At 71.8% G+C, this 26162-nt stretch carries 25 protein-coding genes and 1 pseudogene; 13 read left to right on the top strand and 13 right to left on the bottom strand.

Going from position 1 to position 26162, the window contains the following annotated elements:
* Positions 1–175 precede the first annotated feature (175 nt).
* Positions 176–1312 carry a hypothetical protein gene (locus tag IE153_RS24360; RefSeq protein ID WP_229829144.1) on the top strand — a complete coding sequence of 379 codons (1137 nt, stop codon included), beginning with the start codon at positions 176–178 and terminating at the stop codon, positions 1310–1312.
* Positions 1313–1363: 51 nt separating this feature from the next.
* On the opposite strand, the gene IE153_RS24355 is transcribed toward IE153_RS24360, so the two are convergent.
* Positions 1364–2311 (bottom strand): EamA family transporter, encoded by a 948-nt coding sequence (locus IE153_RS24355; RefSeq protein WP_189591943.1) that lies wholly within the window; start codon positions 2309–2311, stop codon positions 1364–1366.
* 68 nt (positions 2312–2379) lie between these two features.
* Between IE153_RS24355 and IE153_RS24350 the strand changes: the two genes are divergently transcribed.
* From IE153_RS24350 to IE153_RS24340, 3 genes are all read left to right on the top strand, one after another.
* Positions 2380–3258 carry a LysR family transcriptional regulator gene (locus IE153_RS24350; RefSeq protein WP_189591942.1) on the top strand — a complete coding sequence of 293 codons (879 nt, stop codon included), beginning with the start codon at positions 2380–2382 and terminating at the stop codon, positions 3256–3258.
* 130 nt (positions 3259–3388) lie between these two features.
* Positions 3389–3988 (top strand): hypothetical protein, encoded by a 600-nt coding sequence (locus tag IE153_RS24345; RefSeq protein ID WP_189591941.1) that lies wholly within the window; start codon positions 3389–3391, stop codon positions 3986–3988.
* 185 nt (positions 3989–4173) lie between these two features.
* The gene (locus IE153_RS24340; RefSeq protein ID WP_189591940.1) at positions 4174–5268 is read left to right on the top strand and encodes a carboxylate-amine ligase; all 1095 of its coding nucleotides are present in this window, start codon (positions 4174–4176) and stop codon (positions 5266–5268) included.
* Positions 5269–5285: 17 nt separating this feature from the next.
* Here IE153_RS24340 and IE153_RS24335 read toward each other — a convergent pair whose 3' ends face one another.
* The 4 genes from IE153_RS24335 to IE153_RS24320 all read right to left on the bottom strand — a co-directional run bounded on the left by IE153_RS24335 (position 5286) and on the right by IE153_RS24320 (position 8903).
* A complete protein-coding gene (locus IE153_RS24335; RefSeq protein WP_189592008.1) occupies positions 5286–5636 on the bottom strand; it encodes a hypothetical protein in 351 nt (116 codons plus the stop codon).
* 149 nt (positions 5637–5785) lie between these two features.
* Complete coding sequence (locus IE153_RS24330; protein WP_229829152.1) at positions 5786–6427, bottom strand: DNA alkylation repair protein; 642 nt, start codon at positions 6425–6427, stop codon at positions 5786–5788.
* Between the two features lie 139 nt (positions 6428–6566).
* Positions 6567–7796 (bottom strand): acyl-CoA dehydrogenase family protein, encoded by a 1230-nt coding sequence (locus IE153_RS24325; protein ID WP_189591938.1) that lies wholly within the window; start codon positions 7794–7796, stop codon positions 6567–6569.
* A 120-nt stretch (positions 7797–7916) separates the two neighbouring features.
* The gene (locus IE153_RS24320; protein ID WP_189592007.1) at positions 7917–8903 is read right to left on the bottom strand and encodes an amino acid ABC transporter permease; all 987 of its coding nucleotides are present in this window, start codon (positions 8901–8903) and stop codon (positions 7917–7919) included.
* Between the two features lie 587 nt (positions 8904–9490).
* Between IE153_RS24320 and IE153_RS24315 the strand changes: the two genes are divergently transcribed.
* Genes IE153_RS24315 through IE153_RS24285 form a run of 7 tightly spaced genes read left to right on the top strand, consistent with a single transcriptional unit; the run spans position 9491 to position 16029 of the window.
* Positions 9491–10627, top strand: a complete 1137-nt coding sequence (locus tag IE153_RS24315; RefSeq protein WP_189591937.1) for an LLM class flavin-dependent oxidoreductase — start codon at positions 9491–9493, stop codon at positions 10625–10627.
* Entirely contained in the window at positions 10624–11169 is a 546-nt protein-coding gene (locus IE153_RS24310) for a GNAT family N-acetyltransferase (protein WP_189591936.1), read from the top strand. The genes IE153_RS24315 and IE153_RS24310 overlap by 4 nt, the downstream gene beginning before the upstream one ends.
* Positions 11166–12107 (top strand): ABC transporter substrate-binding protein, encoded by a 942-nt coding sequence (locus IE153_RS24305; RefSeq protein ID WP_189591935.1) that lies wholly within the window; start codon positions 11166–11168, stop codon positions 12105–12107. Before IE153_RS24310 ends, IE153_RS24305 begins: the two co-directional genes overlap by 4 nt.
* 3 nt (positions 12108–12110) lie before the next feature.
* The gene (locus IE153_RS24300; RefSeq protein ID WP_189591934.1) at positions 12111–13052 is read left to right on the top strand and encodes an amino acid ABC transporter permease; all 942 of its coding nucleotides are present in this window, start codon (positions 12111–12113) and stop codon (positions 13050–13052) included.
* Positions 13049–13813 (top strand): amino acid ABC transporter ATP-binding protein, encoded by a 765-nt coding sequence (locus tag IE153_RS24295; RefSeq protein WP_308432203.1) that lies wholly within the window; start codon positions 13049–13051, stop codon positions 13811–13813. The genes IE153_RS24300 and IE153_RS24295 overlap by 4 nt, the downstream gene beginning before the upstream one ends.
* Positions 13814–13847: 34 nt before the next feature.
* Positions 13848–14837 carry an ABC transporter substrate-binding protein gene (locus IE153_RS24290; protein WP_189591933.1) on the top strand — a complete coding sequence of 330 codons (990 nt, stop codon included), beginning with the start codon at positions 13848–13850 and terminating at the stop codon, positions 14835–14837.
* 43 nt (positions 14838–14880) lie between these two features.
* Positions 14881–16029 carry an LLM class flavin-dependent oxidoreductase gene (locus IE153_RS24285; protein WP_189591932.1) on the top strand — a complete coding sequence of 383 codons (1149 nt, stop codon included), beginning with the start codon at positions 14881–14883 and terminating at the stop codon, positions 16027–16029.
* On the opposite strand, the gene IE153_RS24280 is transcribed toward IE153_RS24285, so the two are convergent.
* Positions 16023–16628, bottom strand: a complete 606-nt coding sequence (locus tag IE153_RS24280) for a dihydrofolate reductase family protein (protein WP_189591931.1) — start codon at positions 16626–16628, stop codon at positions 16023–16025. The two genes, IE153_RS24285 and IE153_RS24280, sit on opposite strands and share 7 nt — an antisense overlap.
* Before the next feature lie 71 nt (positions 16629–16699).
* Positions 16700–17338 (bottom strand): hypothetical protein, encoded by a 639-nt coding sequence (locus IE153_RS41760; protein WP_229829143.1) that lies wholly within the window; start codon positions 17336–17338, stop codon positions 16700–16702.
* A gap of 214 nt (positions 17339–17552) precedes the next feature.
* Here IE153_RS41760 and IE153_RS24270 point away from each other — a divergent pair.
* Together IE153_RS24270 and IE153_RS24265 are read left to right on the top strand one after the other, a co-directional pair.
* Positions 17553–18652: pseudogene (locus IE153_RS24270) on the top strand (winged helix DNA-binding domain-containing protein).
* Positions 18653–18764: 112 nt separating this feature from the next.
* Positions 18765–19346: an Rv1733c family protein gene (locus IE153_RS24265; RefSeq protein ID WP_229829142.1), complete on the top strand. Its 582-nt coding sequence runs from the start codon at positions 18765–18767 to the stop codon at positions 19344–19346.
* Between the two features lie 83 nt (positions 19347–19429).
* On the opposite strand, the gene IE153_RS24260 is transcribed toward IE153_RS24265, so the two are convergent.
* From IE153_RS24260 to IE153_RS24235, 6 genes are all read right to left on the bottom strand, one after another.
* Positions 19430–20089 (bottom strand): MSMEG_1061 family FMN-dependent PPOX-type flavoprotein, encoded by a 660-nt coding sequence (locus IE153_RS24260; protein WP_189591930.1) that lies wholly within the window; start codon positions 20087–20089, stop codon positions 19430–19432.
* A gap of 150 nt (positions 20090–20239) precedes the next feature.
* A complete protein-coding gene (locus IE153_RS24255; RefSeq protein ID WP_189591929.1) occupies positions 20240–20950 on the bottom strand; it encodes a DUF4232 domain-containing protein in 711 nt (236 codons plus the stop codon).
* 235 nt (positions 20951–21185) lie between these two features.
* Positions 21186–21641 (bottom strand): hypothetical protein, encoded by a 456-nt coding sequence (locus IE153_RS24250; RefSeq protein WP_189591928.1) that lies wholly within the window; start codon positions 21639–21641, stop codon positions 21186–21188.
* A gap of 169 nt (positions 21642–21810) precedes the next feature.
* A complete protein-coding gene (locus IE153_RS24245) occupies positions 21811–23475 on the bottom strand; it encodes a purine-cytosine permease family protein (protein WP_189591927.1) in 1665 nt (554 codons plus the stop codon).
* Positions 23476–23601: 126 nt separating this feature from the next.
* The gene (locus tag IE153_RS24240; protein WP_229829141.1) at positions 23602–24864 is read right to left on the bottom strand and encodes a glycosyltransferase family 39 protein; all 1263 of its coding nucleotides are present in this window, start codon (positions 24862–24864) and stop codon (positions 23602–23604) included.
* Positions 24861–26138 carry a bifunctional glycosyltransferase family 2/GtrA family protein gene (locus IE153_RS24235; RefSeq protein WP_189591926.1) on the bottom strand — a complete coding sequence of 426 codons (1278 nt, stop codon included), beginning with the start codon at positions 26136–26138 and terminating at the stop codon, positions 24861–24863. Before IE153_RS24235 ends, IE153_RS24240 begins: the two co-directional genes overlap by 4 nt.
* Positions 26139–26162 lie beyond the last annotated feature (24 nt).

Below are 26162 nucleotides of genomic sequence, written 5' to 3'. Positions count from 1 at the left end.
CGGAGGAACGGCGATCCACCACTCCACCGCCCCGGCCCGCGCCCGCACCGACGGCGGCCGGCACGGCATGACGGGACCGGGCTCGGCCACGGCGGAACCGGGCCGGCCCGTCATCACGCCACCGACCCCTGCCACGGCGGTACCGGGGAAGCCCCGGAGGCCCACCGTCCGGGTCGTGGCCGCCGTGAGTGCGGCGCTGGTGCTGGCCTTGGCCGCCTGCGGCCCGAGCGGCTCCGAGGAACGGGGTGCCGGGGACCGTGAGGCCAGGTACAGGCGCGTCGTCGAAGACCCCCACCCGCGCCCCGCCGACGTCATCGAGGCGGCCGGGGCCCCCACGGCAGTGGCCCGCGCGGACGACGGTTCGCTGCTCCTGACCTTCGACGCCGGCAACGTCGAGGACGACGAGGGGCCGGCCGCCTCCGCCTGGCGCATCGTCGGCCCCGACGGCCGTACGGTCGCCGAGCACGCGGAACACGGGGACGCGGAGGCGGTGCGCGCCGAGTTCAAGGGGGTGCCCGGGGGCTTCGTGCGGGTGCCGACCGGGGAGAGCGCCGACGGAGCGTACGTCCTCGACGTACACGGCAGACGGCACGCGGTCGACAGCACCGACACTCCGTTGCGCACCCGCCCCGGTGACATCCTGCTCGCCGAACCGGAACCCACCCTCGTCTACCGTCCCGCCACGCGCACCGTGGCGCCGCCGGCCGGGGTGCCGGACGACGCCGTCCGCCTCGCCGTCGACGAGCGCGGTACCGCCTGGAGCCTGGAACAGTCCCTGACCGAGGCCCCGGACCGGGTCGTACGGCAGCGCGACGGCCGCACCCTCGGTTCCACGGCCGTTCCGAGGCCGTACGCGGGCGGCGTCCTCACCGCGCGGGGCGGCACCGCGGCGCTGTCCCTCCGCCAAGGCGACGACGTACGCGGCCTGTTGGTGACGACGGACGCCGGCGGGCACTGGCGTACGGTGCTCGGCGGCGGCGTGCCCTGGCGGGAACTGAAGCGTGGCCCGGAGTTCCTGGTCCTGGAGCTGCTCGCGAACGGGCGGCTGCTCGTCGGCGAGGAGGGCGGCCGCCACTGGCTCGCCGACGACCGCACCAACGGCGCCTTCCACGAGCTGCGGACCCCGGCGACGTTCACGTCGCTCGCCGTCGCCGGCACGACCCTCTACGGCATCGCCGACGCGACGACGGCGACGTACGGCCTGGTGAAGGGCGAGGGCCTGTGGATCTCCCGCGACGGCGGCGGCGAGTGGCGGCGCCACGAGCACCACGGGCCCCGAAGTCCTGCCGAGGTGGCAGAACCCTCGATGTGATCTCCGGCCCGTCGGCGTGTTCTCCGGCCCGTAAACGTGTTCTGCGGCCCGTCAGCGTGTTCTCCGGCCGGGTCGGCCGCGGCGTACGAGCATGCTCGCGGAGTTGGCCAGCACGATGGCGCCGATGCCGGCCCACTCGGCCCAGCCCAGGTTCTGGCCGAGACCCACCAGGCCCACCACCGCCGCGAGAACGGGGTTGACGCTCATGAACAGCCCGAACGCCTGGGCCGGCACGGTGCGCAGCGTGAAGAGGTCCGCCAGATACGGCACGGCGGACGACAGGACTCCCGCGGCGACGGCACACCCGACGGCCGCCGCGGTCGGCGGCTGACGGAGGACGAGGACGACGCCGACCGGCAGGAACATCAGGGCGGACACCCCCGCCGCTGCCGCGGATCCCTGAGCGCCCGGGATCCGCTGCCCGACGGTGCGGTTCAGCAGGATGTACGACGCCCAGCACGCGGCGGCCAGCAGACCCAGCCCCATTCCCACGTAGTCGGCGGACGGTTGAGGACGCATCAGGACGACGACCCCCGCCGCCGCCGTCACCGCACAGCACGCGTCCACACGGCGACGCGCGGCGGCCAGGGCGATGGTGAGCGGGCCGAGGAACTCAAGTGTCACCGCGAGGCCCAGCCCGATGCGGTCGATGGCGCTGTACAAGGACAGGTTCATCGTCCCGAACACGACGGCCAGGCACAGCACCGGCCCCCACTGCCGCCAGGTGAAGGACCGCAGCCGGGGCCGGCTCACCGCGCACAGCACGACGGCGGCGACGTACTGGCGGACCGCCACGACACCGACGGGCCCGATCACGGGGAACGCGAGGGAGCCGATCGCGGCGCCGGTCTGGTTGGACAGGCCGCTGCCCACCATCGTGGCCACGCCGGCCAGACGGCGGGGGTCGTGTGAGCCGGACCCGGCATCCGGTGCCACTGCCGGCAGCGCGGGCTCGGCGGGACTGTCGGAGGGACCAGCGGGAACGGAAGCGGCTCGCATGCGCTGATCGTGCGCCGGAGCGATCCTTGCGCAAAATGCGTTCGGAGTTCGATCTATACGATGCAGTCATGGATGCCGCCAGGGAAGCCGCCACGGATGTCGAGTTCCGTCAGCTGCGCTGTCTCGTCGCGATCGTCGACGAGGGCACCTTCACGGACGCCGCCCACGCGCTGGGCGTCTCCCAGGCAGCGGTCTCCCGAACCCTCGCCTCCCTCGAACGAGCCCTGGGTGTAAGGCTGTTGCGTCGCACCTCGCGCGAGGTCACCCCGACCACGACCGGGCTGCGCGTGGTGGCCCAGGCCCGGAGGGTGCTCGGGGAGGTGGACGACCTGGTCAGGGAAGCCACCTCGGGCCACGCCGTCCTGCGCATCGGCTACGCCTGGTCGGCACTCGGCCGCCACACCTCGGCCTTCCAGCGCCGCTGGGCACAGGACCGTCCGGGCACGGAACTGCACCTGGTCCGCGTCAACTCGGCCACCGCCGGCCTGGCCGAGGGTGTGTGTGACCTGGCCGTGGTCCGCAGACCTCCGGAGGACCGGCGGCTCGACTCGGCCATCGTGGGACTGGAACGCCGCATGGTCGCCCTCGCCGCGGACGATCCCCTGGCAGGACGCCGCTCGGTACGGCTCGCCGACCTCAGCGGACGCACGCTGCTCATCGACCGCCGGACCGGCACCACCACCCCCGACCTGTGGCCGCCCGACTCCCGCCCGGCGACCGAGGAGACGCACGACGTCGACGACTGGCTCACGGTCATCGCCACCGGCCGCTGCGTCGGCATGACCGCGGAGTCCACCGCCCACCAGTACCGGCGTCCCGGCATCGTCTACCGCCCCGTACGCGACGCCGAGCCCATCGCCGTGCGCCTCGCCTGGTGGCACGACGAGTCCCACCCCGCCACCCAGCCGGCGATCGAACTCCTCACCGCCCTGTACCGCAACGATTGATCGCCCTGCCGCGCCGAACCGGGCAGCTCATGGAGAGGCTTCCCCACGCGGCTCCCGCCCGACCTCGAGTGGACCGCCGCAAGAAGAAATCCGGCTCCCGACAGGCGGCCGTGATGAGAGGGTCGACTTCATGTCCACCTCAAGACCGGCCCGCCCGGCCCCTCTCGCCGCCCTGGCCCTCACCCTCGTCGCGACCCTCAGCGCCTGCGGTGACCTGCACGCCCCGGACTCGCGGACCGGCGCGGCGCCCTCTGCGTCCGGCGCATCCTCGCCCAGTGCCCCCGGTGCCTCACCCTACGTGGAACCCGGCGCCGGCGACGGCGCCCCGCACCACAACGAGAACAACGCCTACCGCCGCGAGGGGGAGATGGCTCCGGCCCACGAGAAGGACGCCCGGCGAGAGGCCGACCGCATCCGCCCGGTGCTGAAGCGGCTGTGGGAGGAACGCGAGTGGGACCCCGCGACCGTCCGGGCGGCCCTGCTCCGGCTCGGCTACGAGGAGGAGCGCGTCACGAAGGGCGGCAAGCGCCTCGGCGGCACGCTCACCGTCACGGGGATGCTCGCGCGCTGGGAGGACGACGGCTACGTCACGCCCGAGGGGACGCGCGTCGCCCTGCGCGTCCACGACGACGCCTGCGTCTCGGGGTTCGTGCAGAAGTCGAACTTCGAGGTGCGGACGAACGGCCCGTACCCGGAGACGGGCTGCTTCGAGCCGCCGTACGGCCACTGAGAGGGCCGGGGCGCCTTTTCTGACGCAAGCGGTTTCTCTGTCTGTGTCATGTTTTGTTCCGACGTGAGCGCGGCACTCGGTACGTCGCCAGCGTGCACCCTGAGAGGTGACCATCGCTGCGTGCGGCGTGCCCGACGCGCGCCGGAATCCGGCCCGGTTCCGCCGGGCGGAACAGAGAGTGGTCGATGACGACGATCGGCGTGGAAGAGGAGTACCTGCTGCTCGACCCGGTCACGGGCCTGCCGGTACCTCAGGCGGACAAAGTGCGCGCCACGGCGGGCCTGGGGCACCTGGTGACCGACCAGGAAGTGCAGTACGAGCTGCTCCAGGCGCAGGTCGAGGTGGCCACGCCGGTCTGCGAAACCCTGGAGGAGGTCGGCGGCCATCTGCTGCGGCTGCGGCACGCCATCGGCGTGGCCGCCGATCAGCACGACTGCCGGATCGGAGTGTGCGGGACGCCGCCGGTGCGGCACGGCCGGCCCATCGCCGTCACCGACCAGGCCCGCTACCGGGCCATGGTGACCCAGGCGCCGCAACTCGTGGCGGAGCAGCTCGTCAACGGCACGCACGTGCATGTGGCCGTGCCCGACCGGGAAGCGGGCGTGCAGGTCCTGAACCGGATCCGCTCCCGGCTTCCGACGCTGACCGCCATGGCGGCGAACTCGCCCCTCTGGGACGGCCACGACACGGGCTTCGCGAGCTGGCGTACGGTGATCTTCAGCCGGTGGCCGGTCAGCGGCATGCCCCCCACCTTCCACGACGCCGAGGACTACGACCGGCGCGTGGCACGGCTGCTGGAGTCCGGCCTGATCTCCGACGTCGGCCAGCTCTACTGGCAGGCACGCCTCTCGGCCACCTACCCGACCATCGAGGTGCGGTGCCTGGACGTCCAGCTGCGAGCGGACGAGGCGGTCATGCTCGCTGCTCTCGTCCGGGCCCTGGTGGAGACCGCCCTGGCGGAAGCCGCCGACGACACACCCCTGCCCGACTGCGCGCCGGAACTGCTCCAGGCCGCCATGTGGCACGCCGCCCGGCACGGACTGGGCGACACCCTCGTCGACCCGGGTGGCACACCGCACCGGGCCGGCGACGTGCTCTACGAGTTCCTGCGGCACCTCGCTCCCGCCCTCGACGCATCCGGCGACTCCCGGCAGGTCACCTCCCTGATCCACCGGCTGCTGCAGGACGGGACCGGCGCGGACCGGCAGCGCGCCGCCCTCGCCCAGGGCGGTCTGCGCGCGGTCACCGAACTGGTCAGCGGCCAGAGCACGATGCCCTGACGCCGCGGGCCCGCTCCTCAGGCCGCTGCGGCGAACGCGGCGGCGACGGCGGTGTCCACGCGCGCGTGGACGACCAGTCGCGTGCCGCCGGCGTCGGCGTCCGCATCGAGCGCGCGACGAATGGGCGCGCTGTGCGTCGCCACCGACATCAGTGTGCCCAGCCCGCCGCACAGGCGGTGGACCCGGAGCACCACGCTGACCACCGCGCCCCGGGCGGCCGGCTCGTCGAGGACGATGACGACGGGGGCCGGCCGGTAGGCTTGGACGAGGTCGCTGATCTGCGCGACGAGCGTGGCGCGCCCGCCGACGCCGGGGTCCTCGTGGACCGTGATGACGAGGACTCCGTGATCGAGCGAATGCGACAGCAACACGGCCTTGGTGCCTCCGTTTCCTTCGCCGGCGGATCGTTGCGCCGTGGAAGTACCCGGAGGCGGCCCGTCGAAGCCTCGCAGTGCCGGTGCCGCTCCCGTACGCTCCTCATCGCCGGGGGCAGCGCAGGCCCCCCGGGGGATCCGGCCTACGACTGCTGCCTGCGCACCATCTCGTTGATCCAGACGGGCGCGTACGGCGAGGTGCAGCCCGGGGACGTCGGGTAGTCCTTGAGCACCTCCAGGCGCTCACCGATGCCGAGCGCCCTGGCCCGGAACTCGGGATGCTCGATGCCGATGCAGGCCAGGCAGTGGTTCATCGCCCACTGCAGCCGGTCCGGGGCGTCCTTCATGTCCGCCTCGATGATGTCGAGCAGCCCCCCGAGGTCCAGGCCCTCGGGCTTCTTCGCCACCCGCTCGGTGGTCAGCGCCCAGCCGGCGCTCGCGACGACGGGATCCGGATCGGCGCTCCAGGCCAGGCGCAGTTCCTCGCTGTGCGGGCTCTTCTTCACCACATAGTTCACGAGCCAGTCGTGGACCTTGGGGGCCCGCGCCCGGCGCAGCATGTCGTCCAGCTCGTCCCGCCCGAACGCCTTCGGGCGGCAGATCAGGAGGGCCAGCAGCCTCGCCGCCGTGTCGTCCGTCTCCCAGAGCCGGCGGGCGAGGTCCTGCTGCGTCTTCAGCCGCTTGGCGAGCGCGCGCAGCTTGCCGAGGTTCACGCCGTGATCGTCACCGTGCCGCTCGTTCACCGCACGCGCCTTCGGGTCCTCCAGCGCGGCCAGCTCGGCCATCACCTCGGCGACCGTCGTCCCCGTCTGTGTCGTCCCGGCCACCTCGGCCTCCTGTCCTGCTCGTGGGGGACTCACCCTACGGCGGAGCGGACGGCATGTCCTCGCACGGTCGGACGGACCTGTGCTCGCAAGGTCAAGGTCAGACGGGGAGGACGAACGGAGGGTGCGCACCGTTGAGGTAGTAGTCCCCGACGTCCCGAAGCCGGTGGCCCACGGGCTCGTACAGGGTGTGGGTCCGGGCGTTGCGCCAGAACCGGTCGAACCCCAGCCGTGCGGACGCGGAGCGGGCACCGATGATGTCGAGGGCGCGGGCGGTGGACTCCTGGGCGGCCCTGGACGCGGCGGCTTCGGCCATGGCCACGAGGACGGAGATCTCCGCGTACTCCTCGTAGGTGAGGTCCTCGCCGTCGGCCAGCCCGCCCAGCACGGCCTGGCACGCCTGGTCGGCGAGGGCGGACGCCGAGCGGGTGAGCACGGTGAGCTCCCCGTACGCCGTGAGCACCTGCGGGTCCTGCGGGGTGCCGGTCGGCCAGTCCGGGTGCCAGTGCGAGTGGCCGGTCCTGCTGTACTCACGGGCCTCGGAGAGCACGCCCTCCGCCATGCCGAGCCGGAGCTGCACCGACAGGAGGCGACCGACCGGTGAGACGAGCGCGGTCAGGGGCGACAGGACCTCTTCGTCCGCCGACAGGGAACCCAGTACGTCGGCGGCGGCGATCGGTACCGCGTCGAACTCCGCGCTGCCGCCCGCCGCCAGCCGCTGGCCGAAGGGATCGGCGTCACCGTCGACGACCACCCCCGGGAGGGCCGGATCGACCACGAGCACGAGGGGTTCGCCGGTACCGGCCCGCACCGCCCGTACGGCGAGCCGGTCCGCGACCAGGAGACCGGCGGCGTAGCTCTGCCGGCCGTTCAGCACATACCCCCGCGTGTCCTTGGTGAGCATCAGCGCCGGTTCCTGGCGGGCCAGGCCGCCGCCCCAGCACCACTGCTCGGCCACGGACCGCCGCTGGAGCCGGGCGGCGAGAGCGGGTTCGGCGAAGAACCGGGCGCTCCAGGACGTGAAGTAGTGACAGCCGAGGAGCTGGCCGATGGCTCCGTCCGCCGCTGCGATCTCCCGGACCACGGCGTAGGCCTCGGCCCAGTCCGCGCCGCCGCCCCCGAGTTCGGCGGGTACGAGCAGAGTCAGCAGCCCCGATTCGCGCAGCCGCGACACCTCGTCGAACGGGGGCTTGCCCGCCTGGTCCCGGGCCACGGCGTCGGTGGCCAGGTCGTCCGCCGTCTCGCGGGCGACCCGCAGCCAGTGCGCTCGGCCGGGCCCGCGCTGGTCGGACTCCACGTCGGGGCCGGACGGCGCCGGGGCAACGCCCATCGCAGGACTCTCCTCAAGTTCGTTTGCAGAGTGGGGTGTTGAGCCTCACGGGCGGGAAAGATGTGTGGGCCATACGCATCATCCTGCGCAGTGGCGCCAGGTCCCGTCAATACTTTCCTATTAATTCGATAGGGAACGTAGGGAATGGCGGTGTGCGGCCAGCCTGACCCTCAGTCGCTGGAGGGGCGTCGGCGGCAGCACACGGGTGGCGCCTCGCGCGTAGTGCCGCTCCACATAGAACTGCCCCACACTGAGCACGGTCGTGACCGCGATGTACCAGAGCGTGGCGACCAGCAGCAGCGGAATGACCTGGTACGTCTGGTTGTAGACCAACTGCACCGAGTACAGCAGGTCGTGCACGGCCAGCACGCTCACGATGCTCGTGCCCTTCAGCGTGCCGATCAGCATGTTCCCGGCGGTCGGCACGATGGAGCGCATCGCCTGCGGCACGACGATCCTGCGCAGGGCGCGCGCCCTGCCGATCCCGAGGGCCTGCGCGGCCTCCGTCTGGCCGGCGTCCACGGAGAGGATGCCGCCGCGCACCACCTCGGCGGCGTAGGCGGCCTCGTGCAGGGTGAGGCCGATGACGGCCGTCAGCGCCGGGCCGAGCAGGTTCACCGTCTTGACGGTGACGAACTGCGGGCCGAACGGCACGCCGAGACCGAGGGTCGGGTAGAGGGCGCCGATGTTGAACCAGAGCAGGAGCTGCACCAGCAGCGGCGTAGACCGGAAGACCCACACATAGCCCCAACTCAGGGTGCTCAGCACAGGGTTGGCGGACAGCCGCATCACCGCCAGCGGGATGCCCAGCAGAAAGCCGAGCACCATCACCACGCCGGTCAGCCACAGGGTGAGCAGCAGCCCGTCCAGCACGGCGGCACTGGTGAAGTACCCGCCCACCACGTCCCACTGGAAGGCCTGGTTGCGGACGACGGAGTGGACCAGAAGCGCGAAGAGGGACAGGGCGACGGCAGCGGCCAGCAGACGGCCGACGTTCCGGCGCGGCACGATCCGCGGCAGTTCGTCGCCGGACGCCGGACCGGAGGCTTTCGCATGGGCGACGGCCGGGGCGGGGGCGGGGTCGGTGAGATCGGACGGCGAGACCATCAGAGGGTTCTCCAGGGGAGGGAGGCACGGCACGGCCGGCAGGCCGGAGCCCGGCTTCGGCGTCATCACGCTCGCCGCGTCCCTCAACGCGGTGCGCTCGATCGTACGGGGCCGACGCAGACAGGTGTCAACCACACCTACGAACCGTTGCCGGACCGGGGCGACGCGCTGGCCGGCGACGTCGTACGGCCCTGCCAACTTCCGTCCGCCATCCGGGCCGTGGTTGACGAGACACGAGTCGCCCTGCTCAAGTAGTCGCATGAATGCCGAGCAGCGCCTGGTCACCCGTGGCCACATCGACTTCGGTCGGGTGTGGTCCGCGGCGTGTTGCGCCTGACGCGGCAGCGGGCCGTCTGACCGGCCCTTCCCTCCCTCGGTGCCCCCGTCGCGGGCCGAGTCTCTCTGCTGACACGCGCTGCCGCCGCTCCACCCCGCCCAGGGCTCACGCCCCGGCGCCATCACACCTGTTCACCACCCCGTTCACCCTGCCCTGAGGCGCCGCCGCACCCGGCCGCGCCGAGGGCTGCCCCGCCGTGCCCCGGCGCTGCCCCGGCACGGCGCGGACGACGTGAGGAAAGGCCCTCCCCATGCCCGTGGAGTTCCTCGGCATCGCCGCCACCCATGACGGATCCGAAACCACGCCGCGCTCCGGCGCCGCCTTCGACAAGGACTACACGCTCCGGCTCGCCCGGGCTCACGAGGAACACGGCTGGGACCGCGTGCTGTTCGCCTACGGCTCCGGATCGCCCGACCCGGCACCGGCCGCCGCCTACATCGCGAGCAGGCTGGACCGGCTCCAGATCCTCCTGGCCCACCGGCCCAACGTGTCGTACCCGACGTTCGCCGCGAAGACCTTCGCCACTCTCGACCAGATCAGCGAGGGCCGGCTCACCGTGCACTTCATCACGGGCGGCAACGACCGGGAACAGGGCCGCGAGGGCGACACCCTCACCAAGGACGAGCGCTACGCCCGCACCCGCGAGTACATCCGGATCGTCAAGAAGATCTGGACCACGCACGAGCCCTTCGACCACGAGGGTGAGCACTACCGCTTCCACGACTTCGTCAGCGACGTCTTCCCGGTCCAGCAGCCGCGCCCGAACGTGTCGTTCGGCGGCTCCTCGGCCGCCGCGTACGCGGCCGGCGGTGCCGAGGCCGACGTCTACTGCCTGTGGGGCGAGCCGCTGGAGAGGACCGCCGAACAGATCGAGAACGTGAAGGCCGCCGCGAAGGCCGCGGGCCGCACCGACGTACCGCGCATCCAGGTGGCGTTCCGCCCGATCATCGCCCCCACCGAGGAACTCGCCTGGGAGAAGGCCCACCGCACGGTCGGCGCGATCAAGGCCCGCCGGGAGCGCGGCGAGGCGATCACCAAGCGCCACAACGGCACCGCGCAGCCCCAGAACACCGGCTCCCAGCGGCTGATCGCCATCGCCGAGGCGGGGGAGCGCTACGACCGTGCCCTGTGGACCCCGACCGCCGCGGCGACCGGCGGCGCGGGCAACTCCAACGCCCTGGTCGGCACCCCGGAGACGGTCGCCCAGGCCCTGCTGGACTACTACGACCTCGGTGTCGACATCCTGTCCGCCCGCGGCTACGACCTGCTGGGCGACGCCATCGACTTCGGCCGGCACGTCATCCCGATCGTCCGCGAAGAGGTCGCCAAGCGCGACGCCGAGCGTGCGTCCCGCGACCCGCAGCCCCTGGCGGCGGTGAACGGATGACCTCCGCATCCTCCGCACCGGAGCTGACGATCATTCAGGTACCGGTCTCCGACCCTCTCGTCGAGCCGCTGCTGCGCGAACTCGGCGACGAGTACTCCAGACTCCCCCAAGCTCTCGGCTCCGCTCGAGCAGGGGGGACCCCCATCGGCAGCGACGCGCACGCCGAGATCTCCCGCTACCCCGACGAGGAGTTCACCCCACCGCACGGCGGTCTGCTTCTTCTGCTGCTGGAACGCGGCGAGCCCGTCGCCGGCGGCGCCTTCCGCCGGTACGCCGCGGCCACGGCCGAGCTGAAACGGATCTGGACCCACTCCGACCACCGCCGCCGCGGCCTCGCCCGGCGCGTCGTCGCCGAGCTGGAGCGCGAGGCGGCGGGCCGGGGCTACCGGCGCGTGTACCTCACCACGGGCCCGCGCCAGCCCGAGGCCCGCGGCCTGTACCTGGCCACCGGCTACACACCGCTGTTCGACACCGGAGCCGACCCGGAGACCATCGGCCCGCTGCCGTTCGAGAAACACCTCGGAGAGGCCCCCAAGCAGTGAACAGAACCCGTCTGCGCAGCGCCGCCACCCTCGTGCTGCTGCCCGTCCTGGCCCTGACCGCCTGCGGATCCGGCACGACCCCCGGCACCCCGGCGGGCGCCCAGGCGTCCCCCGCCCCGACCGACGACCCGGTCGCCGCCGTCCGCACCGTGGACTCCGTCGCCGCCCTGCTGCCCGCCGACGTCCGTGAGTCCGGCACGCTGCGGATCGGCAGCTCCGTCGGATTCCCGCCGGGGGCCTACTACCCCGACGGGCCCGGCAAGGCCCCCGCGGGCCAGGACATCGACATCGCCGATGCCGTGGCCAAGGTCCTCGGCGTGCAGCTCGACCGGCAGGACGCCTCCTTCGAGACGATCCTGCCCGCCCTCGGCAGCGGCAAGTACGACGTCGGCACCGGCAACTTCGGCGTCACCGCCCAGCGCCTGAAGACCGTCGACTTCGTCACCTACATCAACGACGGCCAGGGCTTCGCGGTGAAGAAGGGCACCACCACCCTCAAGAAGAGGGTGACCGACCTGACCGAGCTGTGCGGGCTGACCATCGGGACCGGTGCCGGCACCACCTTCGAGACGACCCTCACCGCGCAGAAGGGAGTGTGCGCCAAAGCCGGCAAGAAGCCCTACGAAGTGAAGGTCTACTCGGAGAACGGAGCGACGCTCACCGCGCTCCAGCAGGGCCGCATCGACGTGATCATGTCGACCATCAACGGACTCCGTTACCAGGCCGCCCAGCCCGCGGCGCGGACCACGTTCCTCGGCGAGTACCACCGCCTCGACGTCGGCTTCGCCTTCCGCAAGGGCTCCCCGCTCACCAAGGCGTTCCGGGCCGCCGTGAACGAGCTGATCAAGGACGGCACATACGCCCGGATTCTCGCCAAGTGGGGCACCGGCGCCTCAGCGATCGACGCGTCGCGGATCAACCCGCCCGAGCACAGGTGACCCATGAGCAGTGACACCATCTCAGAACCGGCCACGCGAGCGGTCGAGGCCCCGGCCGAACCGAAGGTCGTACCCACCCGCCACTACGCCCGCTGGGCCGCCGGCGCCGCCGTGGTCGTCCTGGTCGCCCAGTTCGCCCACGGCCTGGTCACCAACCCCGTCTGGGAATGGGGCGTCTTCAGCGACTACGTCCTCTCGGAGACGATCGTCCGGGCGGCGTGGGTGACCCTCCAGCTCACCGCCTACGCCACCGTCCTCGGCTTCCTCCTGGGCACGGTGCTCGCCTTCATGCGGCTGTCGCGCAGCCCCGTGCTCTCGACCGTCGCCTGGACCTACATCTGGGTCTTCCGGTCCATCCCGATGATCGTCCAGCTGGTGTTCTGGTTCAACCTCAGCGCCCTGTACAAGGAGCTGGGCGTCGGCATCCCCTTCGGGCCGGTCTTCTGGTCCGTCGACAGCAACACCCTCATCGGCACCATCGGTGCCGCCGTCATCGGCCTGACCCTGCATCAGGCGGCCTACGCCGCCGAGATCGTCCGCGGCGGTGTCATCGCCGTCGACCCGGGACAGCTGGAGGCAGCGGCGGCGCTGGGCATCCCGAGGCTCCGGCAGATCCGCCGGATCGTCCTCCCGCAGGCCATGCGCGCCATCCTGCCCACCGCCGGCAACGAGATCATCGGCCTGCTCAAGGGCACCTCGGTCGTCTACGTGATGTCCATCGGCGAGCTGTTCTACCAGGTCCAGGTCATCTACGGCCGCAACGGCAGGGTCATCCCGCTGCTGCTGGTCGCCACCGCCTGGTACGTCGTCCTCACCTCGCTGCTGTCGGTCGCCCAGTACTACGTGGAGCGCCGCTACGCCCGCGGCGCCGACCGCACCCCGCCACCCACCCCGCTCCAGCGGGTCCGTCGGTTCGTCACGTCCGCAAGGAAGGAGAGCGCATGAGCGCCGTCATGGTCGACGTCCACGGCGTCCACAAGAGCTTCGGCCCGCTGGAGGTGCTGCGCGGCGTCGACCTCCAGGTCCGGGCCGGCGAGGTCACGGTGGTCCTCGGCCCGTCCGGCTCCGGGAAATCCACGCTGCTGCGCACGATCAACCACCTGGAGAAGGTCGGCCGCGGCTGGGTCAGCATCGACGGTGAACTCATCGGCTACCGCCGGTCGGGGAACAAGCTGTACGAGCTGAAGGAGAAGGAGGTTCTGAAGCAGCGGACGAACATCGGGTTCGTCTTCCAGAACTTCAACCTCTTCCCGCACCTGACCGTCCTGCAGAACCTCGTCGAGGCACCGGTATCCGCACGGCGCCGCCCGCGCAAGGAGGCCGAGGAGAGCGCCCGCCGGCTCCTCGACCGGGTGGGCCTCGCCGACAAGGCCGACGCCTATCCGCGGCAGCTGTCCGGAGGCCAGCAGCAGCGCGTCGCCATCGCCCGGGCCCTCGCCCTCGAACCCAAGGTGCTGCTGTTCGACGAACCCACCTCGGCGCTCGACCCGGAACTGGTCGGCGAGGTCCTCGACGTCATCAAGGACCTGGCCCGCACCGGCACCACCATGATCGTCGTGACCCACGAGATCGGCTTCGCCCGCGAGGTCGCCGACACCGTGGTGTTCATGGACGCCGGTGTCGTCGTGGAGCAGGGACCGCCCTCGGCCGTACTCGACGCCCCGCGGCACGAGCGCACCCGTGCCTTCCTCTCCAAGGTCCTCTGACCAGCCGCCCGACCCTCACGCAAGGAGCATCCTCGTGACCACCCCACTCGCCGCCCGCCGTACCACCGTCGCGGCAGCGCTCGGTCTGTCCGCCGCTCTCGTCCTCGCCGGCTGCGCCAACCCCACCGACGGCGGCACGACCGAGGTCGCGGCCACGCCCGGCAAGAAGACCAGGATCAACATCAGTCCCGACCAGAACAGGATCACCACCGGCAAGGTCGCCTCCATAGCCGCCGAGGTCCCCGAGAGGATCCGCAAGAGAGGCACCCTTGAGATCGTCGACTCCTCCGGGTCCGCCGCACCGCTCACCTTCCACGCCACCGACAACACCACCGTCATCGGCGTCGAGCCCGACCTCGCACACCTGGTCGCCGATGTGCTCGGCCTGAAGCCGCACCTCAACCCGGTCTCCTGGGAGAACATCTTCGTCGGCCTGGACAGCGGCAAGTACGACGTCGGCTTCAGCAACATCACCGTCACCGAGGAACGCAAGGAGAAGTACGACTTCGCCACCTACCGCGAGGACAACCTCGCCTTCGAGGCGAAGAAGGGAAGTGGCCTGAAGGTCGACGGCCCCGAGGACGTGGCGGGCCGGACCGTCGCCGTCGGCAGCGGCACCAACCAGGAGAAGCTGCTGGTCGAGTGGTCCAAGGAGAACGAGCAGGCCGGCCGCGAGCCGGTGGACATCAAGTACTACCAGAGCGACAGCGACACCTACCTCGCCCTCCAGTCCGGCCGGATCGACCTCTACCTCGGCCCCAACCCCACCGCCGCCTACCACGCGGCCACCACCGGCAGGACCGAGATCGTCGGCACCCACTCCGGTGCGGGCGCCCGCCTCCAAGGCCTCATCGCGGCCACCACCCAGAAGGACAGCGGCCTGGTGAAGCCGCTCGCCGCCGCGCTCGACCACGTCATCGAGAACGGGACGTACGCGAAGGTCCTGGAGCGCTGGGGCCTGTCCGGCGAGGCCGTGCGGAAGTCGGAGATCAATCCGCCCGGCCTGCCGAAGACCGGCAGCTGACCCTCACCACCGATCCCCTTCCGTCCGCTGAGGAGCACCGACCATGTCCGCCATTCCCCTCGGAGTCCTCGACCTCGTCCCGATCCCGTCCGGCGCCACCGCCGCCGACGCGCTGCGCAACACCCTCGACCTCGCACGGCAGACCGAGCAGTTCGGCTACAGCCGCTACTGGTTCGCCGAGCACCACCTCAACCCGGGCGTCGCCGGAACCTCACCCGCCGTCGTGCTGGCCCTGACCGCCTCCGCGACCTCCACCATCCGGATCGGCTCGGGCGCCGTGCAACTCGGCCACCGCACCGCCCTGTCCACCGTCGAGGAGTTCGGCCTGATCGACGCCCTGCACCCCGGGCGCCTCGACCTGGGCCTCGGCCGCTCCGGCGGACGTCCCCCCGGGCAGCCGACGGGGCCCCGGCCGACCACGACCCCCGTCGTCGACGGCCGTACCCCCAACGGCCTCAGGATCCCGCCACGCTTCTCATTCGACCACCTGCGCGGCTCACCCCGCCTCCAACTCCAGCAACAGCTGTTGCAGCAGCCGGGCGCCCGGCACCAGGACTACGGCGAGCAGGTCGACGACATCCTCGCCCTGCTGCGCGGCGACTACCGCTCGGCGGACGGAGTCGAAGCCCACGCGGTCCCCGGCGAGGGCGCCGACGTCCAGGTGTGGATCCTCGGCAGCAGCGGCGGGGAGAGCGCCGAGGTCGCCGGTCGCAACGGGCTGCGCTTCACCGCCAACTACCACGTCAGCCCGGCCACCGTCCTCGAAGCGGCCGAGGGCTACCGGGCCGCGTTCCAGCCGTCCGACCACCTCGACAAGCCCTACGTCAGCGTCTCCGCCGACGTCGTCGTCGCCGAGGACGACGCGACCGCCCGCGAACTGGCCACCGGCTACGGCCCGTGGGTCCGCAGCATCCGCACCGCCGAGGGCGCGATCCCTTTCCCCACCCCCGAGCAGGCCCGTGCCCACCCCTGGACCGAGCGGGACCGTGCCCTGGTCGCCGACCGCGTCGACACCCAGTTCGTGGGCTCGCCCGGACGCGTCGCCGACCGGCTCGAACAACTGCGGGAGGCCACCGGCGCCGACGAGCTGATCATCACGACCATCACGCACGACCACGCCGACCGGGTGCGCTCCTACCGGCTCCTGGCGGAGGAGTGGCAACGCCGGGGACTCGTGGACAGCACTCAGTAGCTGTCGTAGCCGGGCTTGCCGGTCGGCCGGTAGACGCCGACGACGGTGCCGCTCTTCGTCGTCGAGACACTGACCGGCTCCAGCGCGGTGGGGACGGCTCCGTCGGCGAACAGCCGCTTGCCGGTGCCGATGATCACCGGATGGATGGTCAGCCGGTACTCGTCGACGAGGTCGTGCCGCATCAGCGTCTGGGCGAGGTCGCCGCTGCCGACGACGTTGATGTCACCGCCGTCGGACGCCTTCAGTTCGCGCACGGCGTCGGCGACGTCGCCCTCCAGCAGCGTGGAGTTCTCCCACTCCAGGGACGTCAGGGTCCGGGACGCCACGTACTTGCGCATGCTGTTCATCCGCTCGGTGAACGGGTTGCCGGGATCGGCGGTCGGCCAGTACGCCGCGAAGATGTCGTACGTCTTGCGGCCGAGCAGCATCGCGTCGGAGGGCTCGTACCAGCCGGCGATGGCCGCGCCGACCTCGTCGTCGGACACCGGCTTCTGCCAGCCGCCGTGCTCGAAGCCGCTCTCGGCGTCCTCGTCCGGACCGCCGGGTGCCTGCATGACGCCGTCCAGCGACAGGAACGTGCAAACGATGATCTTGCGCATGGTGCGCTCCCTTCGTGTCGACGGGTGGACCGCGCGAACACCGCAAACTCATCGGTGGAGCCTTGGCGGCATCACTGCTTCCGTCGCCCCGGCTTGAACGGGCCGGTCGCGGGAGCCACGCACATGTCCACGACCGTCCTGGTGCCGGCCGCGGAGCCGGCCATGCAGAGCCGTCCGCCGCGGTCGCGCAGGTCGAGGGAGAACCGTGTGGCCGTGCCCGACTTCCGAAGGCCGTGGATGCGCTCGTCGATGTAGCCGAGATCGTTCAGGATCGTTCGGACGTCGGCGGGCGATGGGTTCTTCAGATCCCAGAGTGCCTGGGTCACGCGCTCCTCATGGAGGTGCCCCGCGCACCAGTCGCGGGCGTTCAGCTCCACCTCCGGCCCGGCCGTGGGGGCGATCGGCTCGACCGCGTCGCTCGGCGGTGTCTCCTGCGCACCGGGCGGCTGGGGGTTCTGAGGCCCGGTCGGGGGCGCCTGCGGCGGGCCGTCGGCGGGGCAGGTCTCCGCGACCTCGTCGAGCATCTTCGAGAAGGCCGTACCGGGCCGGTCCTCGGCGCCGCCTGCCTTCAAGCCGGCGTCGGTGCCGGCGCTCTCGGTGCCGCACGCGGTGAGTCCCACGGTGGCGACCACTGCCGTCATGAGTGTCATGCGCGAGCGGCGCAGGGTGTGGGCGGTGGCGGTGCTGACCAGCTCGGAAGGTCGTCTCATGCGCCCAGTATTCGAGCGGACCACGACGCCGACATGAGTGTTCCTACTCAGGTGAGCGGGGGGAGTCACCCAGCCTGGGTGACAGACGCGCGCCAAGCCCCGCCGACCCCCATGCGGTCACGACCTGACCGCATCCCGTGCGACCGTGAGCGCGCAAGCCGCCCGGACACCTGGACCACGGGTCGGCACACCACCCGAAGGCCGAGGTGCTCCGATGACCGTGCTCGACGCCCGGGCGCTGAACCGCGCCACCCTCGCCCGGCAACTGCTCCTCGAACGAGCCGGCCTGCCGGTCCTCGACGCCGTCGCGCACCTGTGCGGTCTGCAGGCGCAGGAACCGCAGGAGCCGTTCCTCGGGCTCTGGTCGCGGCTGCGGGCGTTCGACCCGGCGGAGCTGTCGGACCTGCTGACCGGGCGGCAGGTCGTGCGCACCCACCTCATGCGCCGCACCGTCCACCTCGTCACCAGCGACGATGCCGTGGCCTGGCGCGCCCGCCACGACGGCATGCTGCGCCGGCGGGTCCTCGGGGTCTACCGGCGTGAGCTCCACGGGGTCGGCCCCGGTGAACTCGCCGCGGCGGGCCGGGAGGTCCTGGCCGACGGTGAACCCCGCTCCATGCCCGAACTCGCGCGAGCCGTCGTCGACCGCTGGCCCGAGGCGGGGCCCGGCCCCTGGGCGAGATGCTGGTCGCGGCCCTTCTCCCCACCGTCCAACTGCCGCCGCGCGGCCTGTGGCGCACGAAGGCGGGAGTGCGCTACGCACTGATCTCCTCCTGGCTGGGACGCGACATCGACCCGCCCGCCCCGGACGGCTCCGACCCCGTGGGCCAGGCCCTGGTACGGCGCTACCTGACGGCCTACGGCCCGGCCGCCTCGGCCGACCTGCGAGCCTGGTGCGGTCTCGCCGGGCTGCCCGGCGCGGTCTCCGCCGTGCGCGGGGAACTCGTCGCCTTCCGCGACGAGCGCGGCCGCGAACTGCTCGACCTCCCCGACGCGCCCCGCCCCGACCCCGACACCCCGGCACCCGTACGGTTCCTGCCGGCGTTCGACAACGCGATCCTCGGCTACCAGGACCGCAGCCGGATCATCGACGACGACCACCGCCCTCTGTCCGTGGCCGGCGAACGCGTCGTCCTGGTCGACGGCAGGGTGGCCGCGACCTGGACCGTCGAGACGGACACGGTGCTCGTCACCCCGCTGCGCCGCTTCTCCCGGACCGACCGCACGAGTGTCGCCGAGGAGGGACGGGCGATGGCCTCCTTCCTCTCCGGCGACGGGAGCGACCGGGTACGGATCGAGGCCTCTCCCGTCTGAGCCACGTCCTCACGCCCCCGGAACGAACCGCCGGCGTTGATCGGCGAGCGTTCCCGGCTGTCAGGCGCACACTGGAAGGGTGCTGCCGGTGCTCACGAGGGGGTGTCGGCCCATGAAAACGTCAGAGCGCATGACCGTGCGGTGGTGGCGGTGGCGTCGCAACGTGCTCAAACGGCGCGTCGACGTCGTCGAAGCCTGGGTCGTGCTGGCCGGGTGGGTGCTCGCCCTGGTGGGCGGGGTGGTCGCCGGGCTGGTGGCGGCGGGCACGGTCGAGCAGGCCGTCGAACGGCAGCGGGCCGAGAGCCGCCAGGTCCCGGCGGTGGTCGTCAAGGACGCGCCCGGCCCGGCATCGGCCGGCGCGGCGAGCGACCACCGGGTGTGGGGCAAGGTGCGGTGGACCGCGCCGGACGGCTCGACCCACCGGGACGAGGCCCGGGTACCACCCAGGGCCCCTGCCGGGAGCACCCTCTCCGTGTGGGTGAATCGGAGCGGTGACCTCACGACGCCGCCGGTGTCCAGCGCCGAGGCCTGGCTGCACACCGCCATGGGCGGTGCGCTCGCCGGGGTCTTCGCGGGCAGCGCGGTACTGGGAGGCACCTGGCTGACCCGCCTGGTCCTCGACCGGCGGCGCATGGCCCAGTGGGACGCCGAGTGGGAGCGGATCGACACGAGAAGGGGCTGGAAGACGGGCTGACGGGTCCGCCCCGAGATCGATCTCGGGGCGGACGGGCCTCGCGGTTCGACGGGCTGGTGATCCAACGACCGCAGGGCGGCTCCTCACTCGTACCGGTACTTCAGCGAATCCGCCTCCGCCTGCTCGATAGCCTCGATCGTCAGCTCCGGCATCCGCAGCTGGGCCAGCGTCACCTCGGCCGAGGTCGGCTGGGCGTCCGCCGGAAGCCACTGCTCCGGCTTCCAGGCCCCGCTGCGCAGCAGCGACTTGGGGCAGTGCGGGTAGACCTCCTCGATCCCCAGCACCAGCGCACTGGCCGGAGGTTTGCCCACGGCGGTCAGCTGCGACAGCAACTCCGGGCGGGTGGAGACGCAGGCCCGGCCGTTCACCCGGAGCGTCGTGGTGCGCCCCGGGATGACGAACAGCAGCCCGGCCCGCCCGGTGGCGATGACGTTCTGCCAGGTGTCCAGACGCTTGTTGCCGGTCGCGTCCGGTATCGCCACCGTCCGTGCGTCCAGGACGGCGACGAACCCGGCGGGGCCGCCGCGCGGGGAAACGTCACAGTTGCCCTCGGCGTCCGCGCTGGCGACCAGGACCAGCGACGCGCAGCCGATCAACCGCCGGGTCTGCTCGGTGAGTTCGGTCATCTGCTTGCGCATGGCCGTGTCCGCGGGCAGTTCGTAGACCCGGCGCAACGTGTCCTGGTCGGGCACGGCGTCGAGACGGAGCGAGTCGAAGGCACTGCCGGCAAGGGATGTCGTCATGCCTCTGACCCTAACTGGCCGACTCGTGACCGGTCTTGATTGGTGAGGGACCGATCGCGGGCCGGGCCCATCAGGGGCGGGTCACTCAAAGGCTGTCCCGCGATTCCTGACCGCTCGGAAGGCGGTGACGCGTCGCCGGTCGGCGGTCCGTCAGAAGTCGTACGGCTTCTCCGTGCTCCAGTTCAGCACGTCGGCCTCCTTCCAGCTGAACTGCGGCTTCTCGCCCTTGAGGTCGACGGAGTAGAGAGGGCCGTTGCGACCGTCATCGCCGCGCAGCGCGATGGCGAAAGACTGCGCCGTGTGGTTCTGCGAGCCGTAGGCGAAGAGGTTCACCGCGCTGTACACCCTGGCTCCGGGCTGCAGCGTGATGTGCTGGTCGCCGCCCGGCTTGTCCTTGTTCGAGTGCGGCAGTGCGGCGACGTCGACGTCGCCGCCGAGCTTCACGGCCGGGTACGAGGTGACCCAGCACGGCTTGGTGGCCTCGTTCGACGCGGTGACCAGCAGGTGGTCACCCTGCTGACCGGCGAACCGGTGCACTGCGGTGAGCAGCATCTCGTCTCCGCGGCACTGCTGGGCGCCGGCCGTGGTGCCCTTGCTCGCGACCTGGTCCGCCCCGCCCGATGCGGTCGACGGTCGCGCCCGCTCCTTGGTGTCACCACCGCCGTCGGTCTGCTCCGCGCTGTCCTTGCCGTCCCCGTCGGACACGGGCCGGCTCTGCGCGGTACCGGCGGCGCGGTCGCCGCCCGCCGCCTTCGAGCCGTCGTCGGCGCCGCCGCAGGCGGTCAGGCCCAGCGCCACCGCGGCGGTGACGGCGGCCAGGGCGGCGGAACGGGCGGTACGGCGGGCGCGGTGCGTGGTCATGTTGAAAGCTCCCCCATGGTCTGTCAGCGCGCGGCCTGTTTCCCTGCTCCCGCGGGGCGACCGGACGCGTCGGCTGTTTCGCCGCACCCCAGGAGATGACGCCCGGCCGGGCGTCGTTCACTCCGGTCTGTGCGCATTCGGTAACAGCACAACTGGGCGCAGGCACACCGGTGTTCACGCCGTGCCCGTCAGCAGCGGCTCCGGCTGCCGAGGCACGGGGGAGGACAGCCGTGCGCTACCGGGACGGCAGCGCGACCGGGGACGCGGAGGGGACGGGCGTGGCAGTGGGCAGCCGTGCCGTGGCCCCCTCGACCTGCCGCACCGTGTTCTCGCCGGGCCGGTGGCCCGTGCCCGCACTGGTGGACAGCTGGGACCAGGCCCCCAGCGCCAGGGCGACCGCGGCCGCGGTGGCGACGACCCGACCGGCGCGCCGGACCTTGGACCGGCGGTCCAGGTCCCGCCACGCCACACGGACCCACAGGTCCTCTGGCTGCCACAGGTCACCGACGGCGTGCGGGGGCTGGAGCTGCCGCCCCGCCGCCCGCTCCCTCGCGGAGGGTTCCCTGGGGGCGGAGAGCCGTATGGCGGACTCGCTGTCCGTGAGGAACCTCAGCCACACCTCGTCGGGGACCGGGGGAACGCCGTACGGCTCGCGGGGAGCTCCCCGCCCGTCCGGCTCTTCGGTGGTCACGTCCCGTCATCCCCTTTCCGACCGTCGGCCTGATCCTTGCGCAGCGCAAGATCAGTATGCCGCCCGGGTGCCGGAGCCGCCCCCTCATCCGGGCCCGCACCGCGCGTCCGAGACCGACTTGGAACGTGCCGTGCGGCGGGAGCGCCCGACCGCGCTCCCGCCGCACGGGTCAGGCCCCGGCGGGCAGGACGTGGTCGCCGACCTTGTCGGTGCTCAGGCACAGGGAGCAGACGACCGCGTCGTGCGTGCGGCAGGCCGCCACGTCCGGCCGCTCGAACTGCTGCCGGCACACATGGCACTCGTAGGCGACGGCGCTGGGGTTGCCGTCCTCGTCCAGCAGGGGCTCCGCGATGCCGTCGTCGGTGCGGCGCAGGTAGTACCGGCCCTTGGTGATCACGGCCATCAGCGGCGTGAGGACGAAGGCGATGACGGCCGCGGCGACGGGGGAGTACGGCTGGAGCGCGTCGCCGAGGGCGTGGAAGTACATGGCGATGGACAGCCCCGAGGCGGCGACGAAGGCGACGACCCCGACGGGGTTGACGGCGTAGAGCATGCCGCGGCGGAACTCGGGGGCGTGCGGGGACAGCTTCAGCACGTACTTGTTGATGCCGATGTCGGTGGCCACCGTGACCACCCAGGCGATCGCGCAGTTCGAGTAGAAGCCCAGGATGCTGTTGAGGAAGCTGAACATGTCGGCCTCCATCAGGGCCAGCGCGAAGCCCAGGTTGACCAGCACGAAGACCATCCGGCCCGGGTAGCGCCGGGTGACCCGGGTGAAGGAGTTGGTCCAGGCGAGCGAGCCCGAGTACGCGTTCGTCACGTTGATCTTGATCTGGCTGATCACGACCAGCACCACTGCCAGCGGGACGACGAGCCACGACGGCATCATCGCGTCGAAGGCGCCCTTGAACTGCTGGATCGGCTCGGGCGCGGCGGAGGCGCCGACCTCGGCGATGATGTAGACCGCGAGGAACACGCCGATGGCCTGCTTCAGCGCGCCGAGCACCACCCAGCCCGGGCCGGCCATCACCACGGCCGTCCACCAACTACGCTTGTTCGCCTCGGTCTTGGGCGGCATGAAGCGCAGGTAGTCGATCTGCTCGCCGATCTGCGCGATCAGTGACAGGCACACGCCCGCGCCGAGCAGCACGGAGGCGGTGTTGATGCCGCCGTCCCCGTCGGTTCCCGCGTAGGCGAGGAAGCGGTCGACGGTTCCCGGGTCGGTGGCGACCAGGTAGACCAGCGGGCCGACCATCAGCAGCAGCCAGATCGGGGTGGTCCACACCTGCAGCTTGCTCAGCGCCGTCATGCCGTAGATCACCAGGGGGATCACCATCAGTGTGGAGACCAAGTAGCCGAGCCAGAGCGGCAGTCCGAGGCCCAGCTTCAGGCCCTGCGCCATGATCGAGCCTTCGAGGGCGAAGAAGATGAAGGTGAAACTGGCGAAGATGACGCTGGTGAGGACCGAGCCGAAGTAGCCGAACCCGGAACCGCGGGTGATCAGGTCCAGGTCGATGTTGTAGCGGGCACCGTAGTAGGCCAGCGGGAATCCGGTCACGAAGATGACGACGGCGGCGACGGCGATCGCGAGCAGCGCGTTGCCGGTGCCGTGGGCCAGGCCGATGCCTGCCCCGATGGAGAAGTCGGCCATGTAGGCGATGCCGCCGAGCGCGGTCGTCGCCACCACCATCGGGGTCCAGCGCCGGTAACTGCGCGGCGCGAAACGGAGCGTGTAGTCCTCGAGGGTCTCCTTGACGGCCTGGTCCGTGCCCGGCGCTGCCTGCTGTGCGGGTTCCGGCTCGGCGACTTCGGCCAGTCGTGGCTCGGCGCTCATGCCACGCCTCCTTGCTGCGGGTTGGGGACTGACAAGGCAGGCACGGTAGGCAGCGGTCGTTACCCCTAAATACTTCCTGCGTGAAGGGAATGTTTCGGTGCCATCTCACCGGTCGCCGGCGTCGCTCTACGGCACCCCCAGCACGAAGAGCACGTATCCCGCGTACGACCCGGAAGCCAGCGCGGCCATCCCGAGGACCGTCGTCAGGGACGGCCACCTGAGCCGCCGCATCGCGAGGGCGAGCGGGACGAACAGCGGGAAGAGCGGGAGGAGATAGCGCGAGACGTTGCCGAAGTACTGCTGGGTCGTCATCACCATGAGGTACGACAGGACGGTGTAGACGACGAGCACGGCAGGCGGCCGCAGGCGTATCAGCAGCACGGTCAGCACCGGCACCATCAGCACCACGCAGACGCCGATGACGTCCTCGAAGGGCATCGCGAAGAGGTAGTCGAAGTGCCCGACGGGAATGGACGTCAGCACGTTGAACGAGTGGACTCCCCAGTCGAACTTGTGGCCCCAGGCGCCGTCCTGGAGCTTGGAGTAGCCGTTGAGGTCGCCCATGCGGTAGTTGACCCAGGCGAGGTAGCCGAACAGGCCCAGGGGCGCGATCGCCACGGCGGTCAGGGGGCGGCGAACTCCGTCCTCACGCCGGCGCAGGGCCATGACCGCGGAGAAGGCCAGGGCGGCCACCAGCGCGACCGCGGTGGGCCGGCAGAGCCCGGCCGCGAAGGTCAGCAGGCCCGCGGTCAGCCAGCGACGGGTCATGACGGCGTGACAGGCCCACGCGGCGAGGGCCGTGTAGAGGGACTCCGAGTAGCCCGACCACTCCGTGCCCGAGCCGGGCCAGACCGCCCACAGCCCGGCCGCGACCAGACCGGCCCGATGGCCGCCGAGGCGATTCGTCACGGCGTAGATGCCGAGCGCGGCGGCGAACGAGGCGAGGACGGAGACCACCATGCCGGCGCCGTACAGGCCGAGCCCGGTGCACTCCGACACCAGCCGCATCAGCGTCGGGTACAGCGGGAAGAACGCCGCCGAATTGCCCTCCAGGGTGATCATGCCCGTCGCGCCCGGGACCGGTTTCAGGACGGGGTCGTACCCGTGCTCGGCGACCTGCTGGTACCACCAGCCGTCCCAGCTGGCCAGGACGTCCCAGGCGTGCTCCCCACCGCCGAAGCGCGGGTTCTTCTTCCGGAAGTCGCCCGCGGAGTCCAGCAGGTACATGAAGACGGCGAAGCCGGCCAGTTTCAGCACGCCGTACGTCAGCAGCACGGGCCCGTGGCGGACGGCGGCGGCGCGCAGTCGCGGCCACAACTCCCGTGGCTTCCGGGGCAGTTCGGGGCGGTCGACGCCGGAGGGTGGGCGACGCAGCTGGACGGTGCTCATGGGGCGGAGGGTCCTGTCGTGCGGCGGGCCGGGAACACCCAGGCCCGGAAGAGGAGGAAGCGCAGCAGCGTCGCGGCCAGGTTGGCGGCGATCAGCGTCAGCAGCTCGACCCGGTGGCCGGTCCCGGGCGCGCTGTGGTGCAGGACGGCCAGTGAACCGCTGGTCAGGGCCAGCCCGATCAGGAAGGCGGCGAGGCCCTTGAGGTGGTGGCGGAGCGCGCCGCCGCGGCCCCGTACGCCGAAGGTGAGCCGCCGGTTGGCCGCCGTGTTGGCGACCGCGCTGGCGAGCAGGGCGAGCGCGTTGGCGGCCTGCGCTCCCGTCGCCGGCCGGAGCACGGTGTACAGCAGCAGGTAGCACAGGGTGCTGGCGACGCCGACGGCGGCGAAGCGCACCACCTGCCGGGCCAGCCCTGCGGGCAGTTCCTCGTCGAGCTCGCCGCCGCCGCTGCGGCGCAGCGCGGACAGCGGCAGTCTGCCGCAGGCCAGGGCCCGGCCCAGCCTGGCCATGCCCCGCAGATCGGCCAGCGCCGTGGAGACGATGTGGACCCGGCTGTCGGGGTCGTCCACCCAGTCCACCGGCACCTCGTGGATACGCAGCCCCGCGCGCTCGGCGATGACCAGCAACTCGGTGTCGAAGAACCACTCGCGGTCCTCCACCAGCGGCAGCAGCCGCTCGGCGACATCCCGCCGCACCGCCTTGAACCCGCACTGCGCGTCGGAGAAGCCCACGGCGAGCGTGCCGCGCAGCAGCCCGTTGTAACAGCGGGAGATGATCTCCCGTTTCGGTCCGCGCACCACCCGCGAGCCACGGGCCAGGCGGGTGCCGATGGCGATGTCCGAGTGGCCCGAGATCAGCGGCGCGACCAGCGGCAGCAGCGCGGCGAGGTCGGTGGACAGGTCCACGTCCAGATAGGCGAGCACCGGGGCGCGGGAACGGGACCACGCGGTGTGCAGCGCACGGCCCCGCCCCTTCTCCGCCAGCCGGATGAAGTCCGTGCCGGGCAGTTCCGCGGCCAGCCGGGCGGCGATCCGCGGCGTCCCGTCGGTGCTGGCGTTGTCGGCGATGGTGATGCGGAAGGCGTAGGGGAAGGTCTCGCCGAGGTGCGCGTGCAGCCGCCGGACGCAGGGCTCCAGGTCGTGTTCCTCGTTGTAGACGGGAACGACCACGTCCAGCACGGGGTCCGGGTGGTGCGCGGGCAGGGGCGCCCGGCGCGGCAGCGCGGACGGCTCGGGTATCGGGCGGTCGATCAGGGCCGACCGCCGTACGGTGCGCATGGCTGTCTCACGGTCTCTTTCTGG

This window comes from Streptomyces massasporeus, assembly GCF_014648995.1.
Lineage (GTDB): Bacteria > Actinomycetota > Actinomycetes > Streptomycetales > Streptomycetaceae > Streptomyces > Streptomyces massasporeus.
Note: the sequence above shows the minus strand (reverse complement) of the source record. Positions and strands in the feature narration are given on the sequence as shown.

Bases quoted from the DNA above. Each gene is read 5' to 3' on its own strand.
- IE153_RS24355 (WP_189591943.1), bottom strand. From the start codon at position 2,311: ATGCGAGCCGCTTCCGTTCCCGCTGGTCCCTCCGACAGTCCCGCCGAG.
- IE153_RS24350 (WP_189591942.1), top strand. From the start codon at position 2,380: ATGGATGCCGCCAGGGAAGCCGCCACGGATGTCGAGTTCCGTCAGCTG.
- IE153_RS24345 (WP_189591941.1), top strand. From the start codon at position 3,389: ATGTCCACCTCAAGACCGGCCCGCCCGGCCCCTCTCGCCGCCCTGGCC.
- IE153_RS24340 (WP_189591940.1), top strand. From the start codon at position 4,174: ATGACGACGATCGGCGTGGAAGAGGAGTACCTGCTGCTCGACCCGGTC.
- IE153_RS24330 (WP_229829152.1), bottom strand. From the start codon at position 6,427: ATGGCCGAGCTGGCCGCGCTGGAGGACCCGAAGGCGCGTGCGGTGAAC.
- IE153_RS24325 (WP_189591938.1), bottom strand. From the start codon at position 7,796: ATGGGCGTTGCCCCGGCGCCGTCCGGCCCCGACGTGGAGTCCGACCAG.
- IE153_RS24320 (WP_189592007.1), bottom strand. From the start codon at position 8,903: ATGGTCTCGCCGTCCGATCTCACCGACCCCGCCCCCGCCCCGGCCGTC.
- IE153_RS24315 (WP_189591937.1), top strand. From the start codon at position 9,491: ATGCCCGTGGAGTTCCTCGGCATCGCCGCCACCCATGACGGATCCGAA.
- IE153_RS24310 (WP_189591936.1), top strand. From the start codon at position 10,624: ATGACCTCCGCATCCTCCGCACCGGAGCTGACGATCATTCAGGTACCG.
- IE153_RS24300 (WP_189591934.1), top strand. From the start codon at position 12,111: ATGAGCAGTGACACCATCTCAGAACCGGCCACGCGAGCGGTCGAGGCC.
- IE153_RS24295 (WP_308432203.1), top strand. From the start codon at position 13,049: ATGAGCGCCGTCATGGTCGACGTCCACGGCGTCCACAAGAGCTTCGGC.
- IE153_RS24285 (WP_189591932.1), top strand. From the start codon at position 14,881: ATGTCCGCCATTCCCCTCGGAGTCCTCGACCTCGTCCCGATCCCGTCC.
- IE153_RS24280 (WP_189591931.1), bottom strand. From the start codon at position 16,628: ATGCGCAAGATCATCGTTTGCACGTTCCTGTCGCTGGACGGCGTCATG.
- IE153_RS41760 (WP_229829143.1), bottom strand. From the start codon at position 17,338: ATGAGACGACCTTCCGAGCTGGTCAGCACCGCCACCGCCCACACCCTG.
- IE153_RS24265 (WP_229829142.1), top strand. From the start codon at position 18,765: ATGAAAACGTCAGAGCGCATGACCGTGCGGTGGTGGCGGTGGCGTCGC.
- IE153_RS24260 (WP_189591930.1), bottom strand. From the start codon at position 20,089: ATGACGACATCCCTTGCCGGCAGTGCCTTCGACTCGCTCCGTCTCGAC.
- IE153_RS24255 (WP_189591929.1), bottom strand. From the start codon at position 20,950: ATGACCACGCACCGCGCCCGCCGTACCGCCCGTTCCGCCGCCCTGGCC.
- IE153_RS24245 (WP_189591927.1), bottom strand. From the start codon at position 23,475: ATGAGCGCCGAGCCACGACTGGCCGAAGTCGCCGAGCCGGAACCCGCA.
- IE153_RS24240 (WP_229829141.1), bottom strand. From the start codon at position 24,864: ATGAGCACCGTCCAGCTGCGTCGCCCACCCTCCGGCGTCGACCGCCCC.
- IE153_RS24235 (WP_189591926.1), bottom strand. From the start codon at position 26,138: ATGCGCACCGTACGGCGGTCGGCCCTGATCGACCGCCCGATACCCGAG.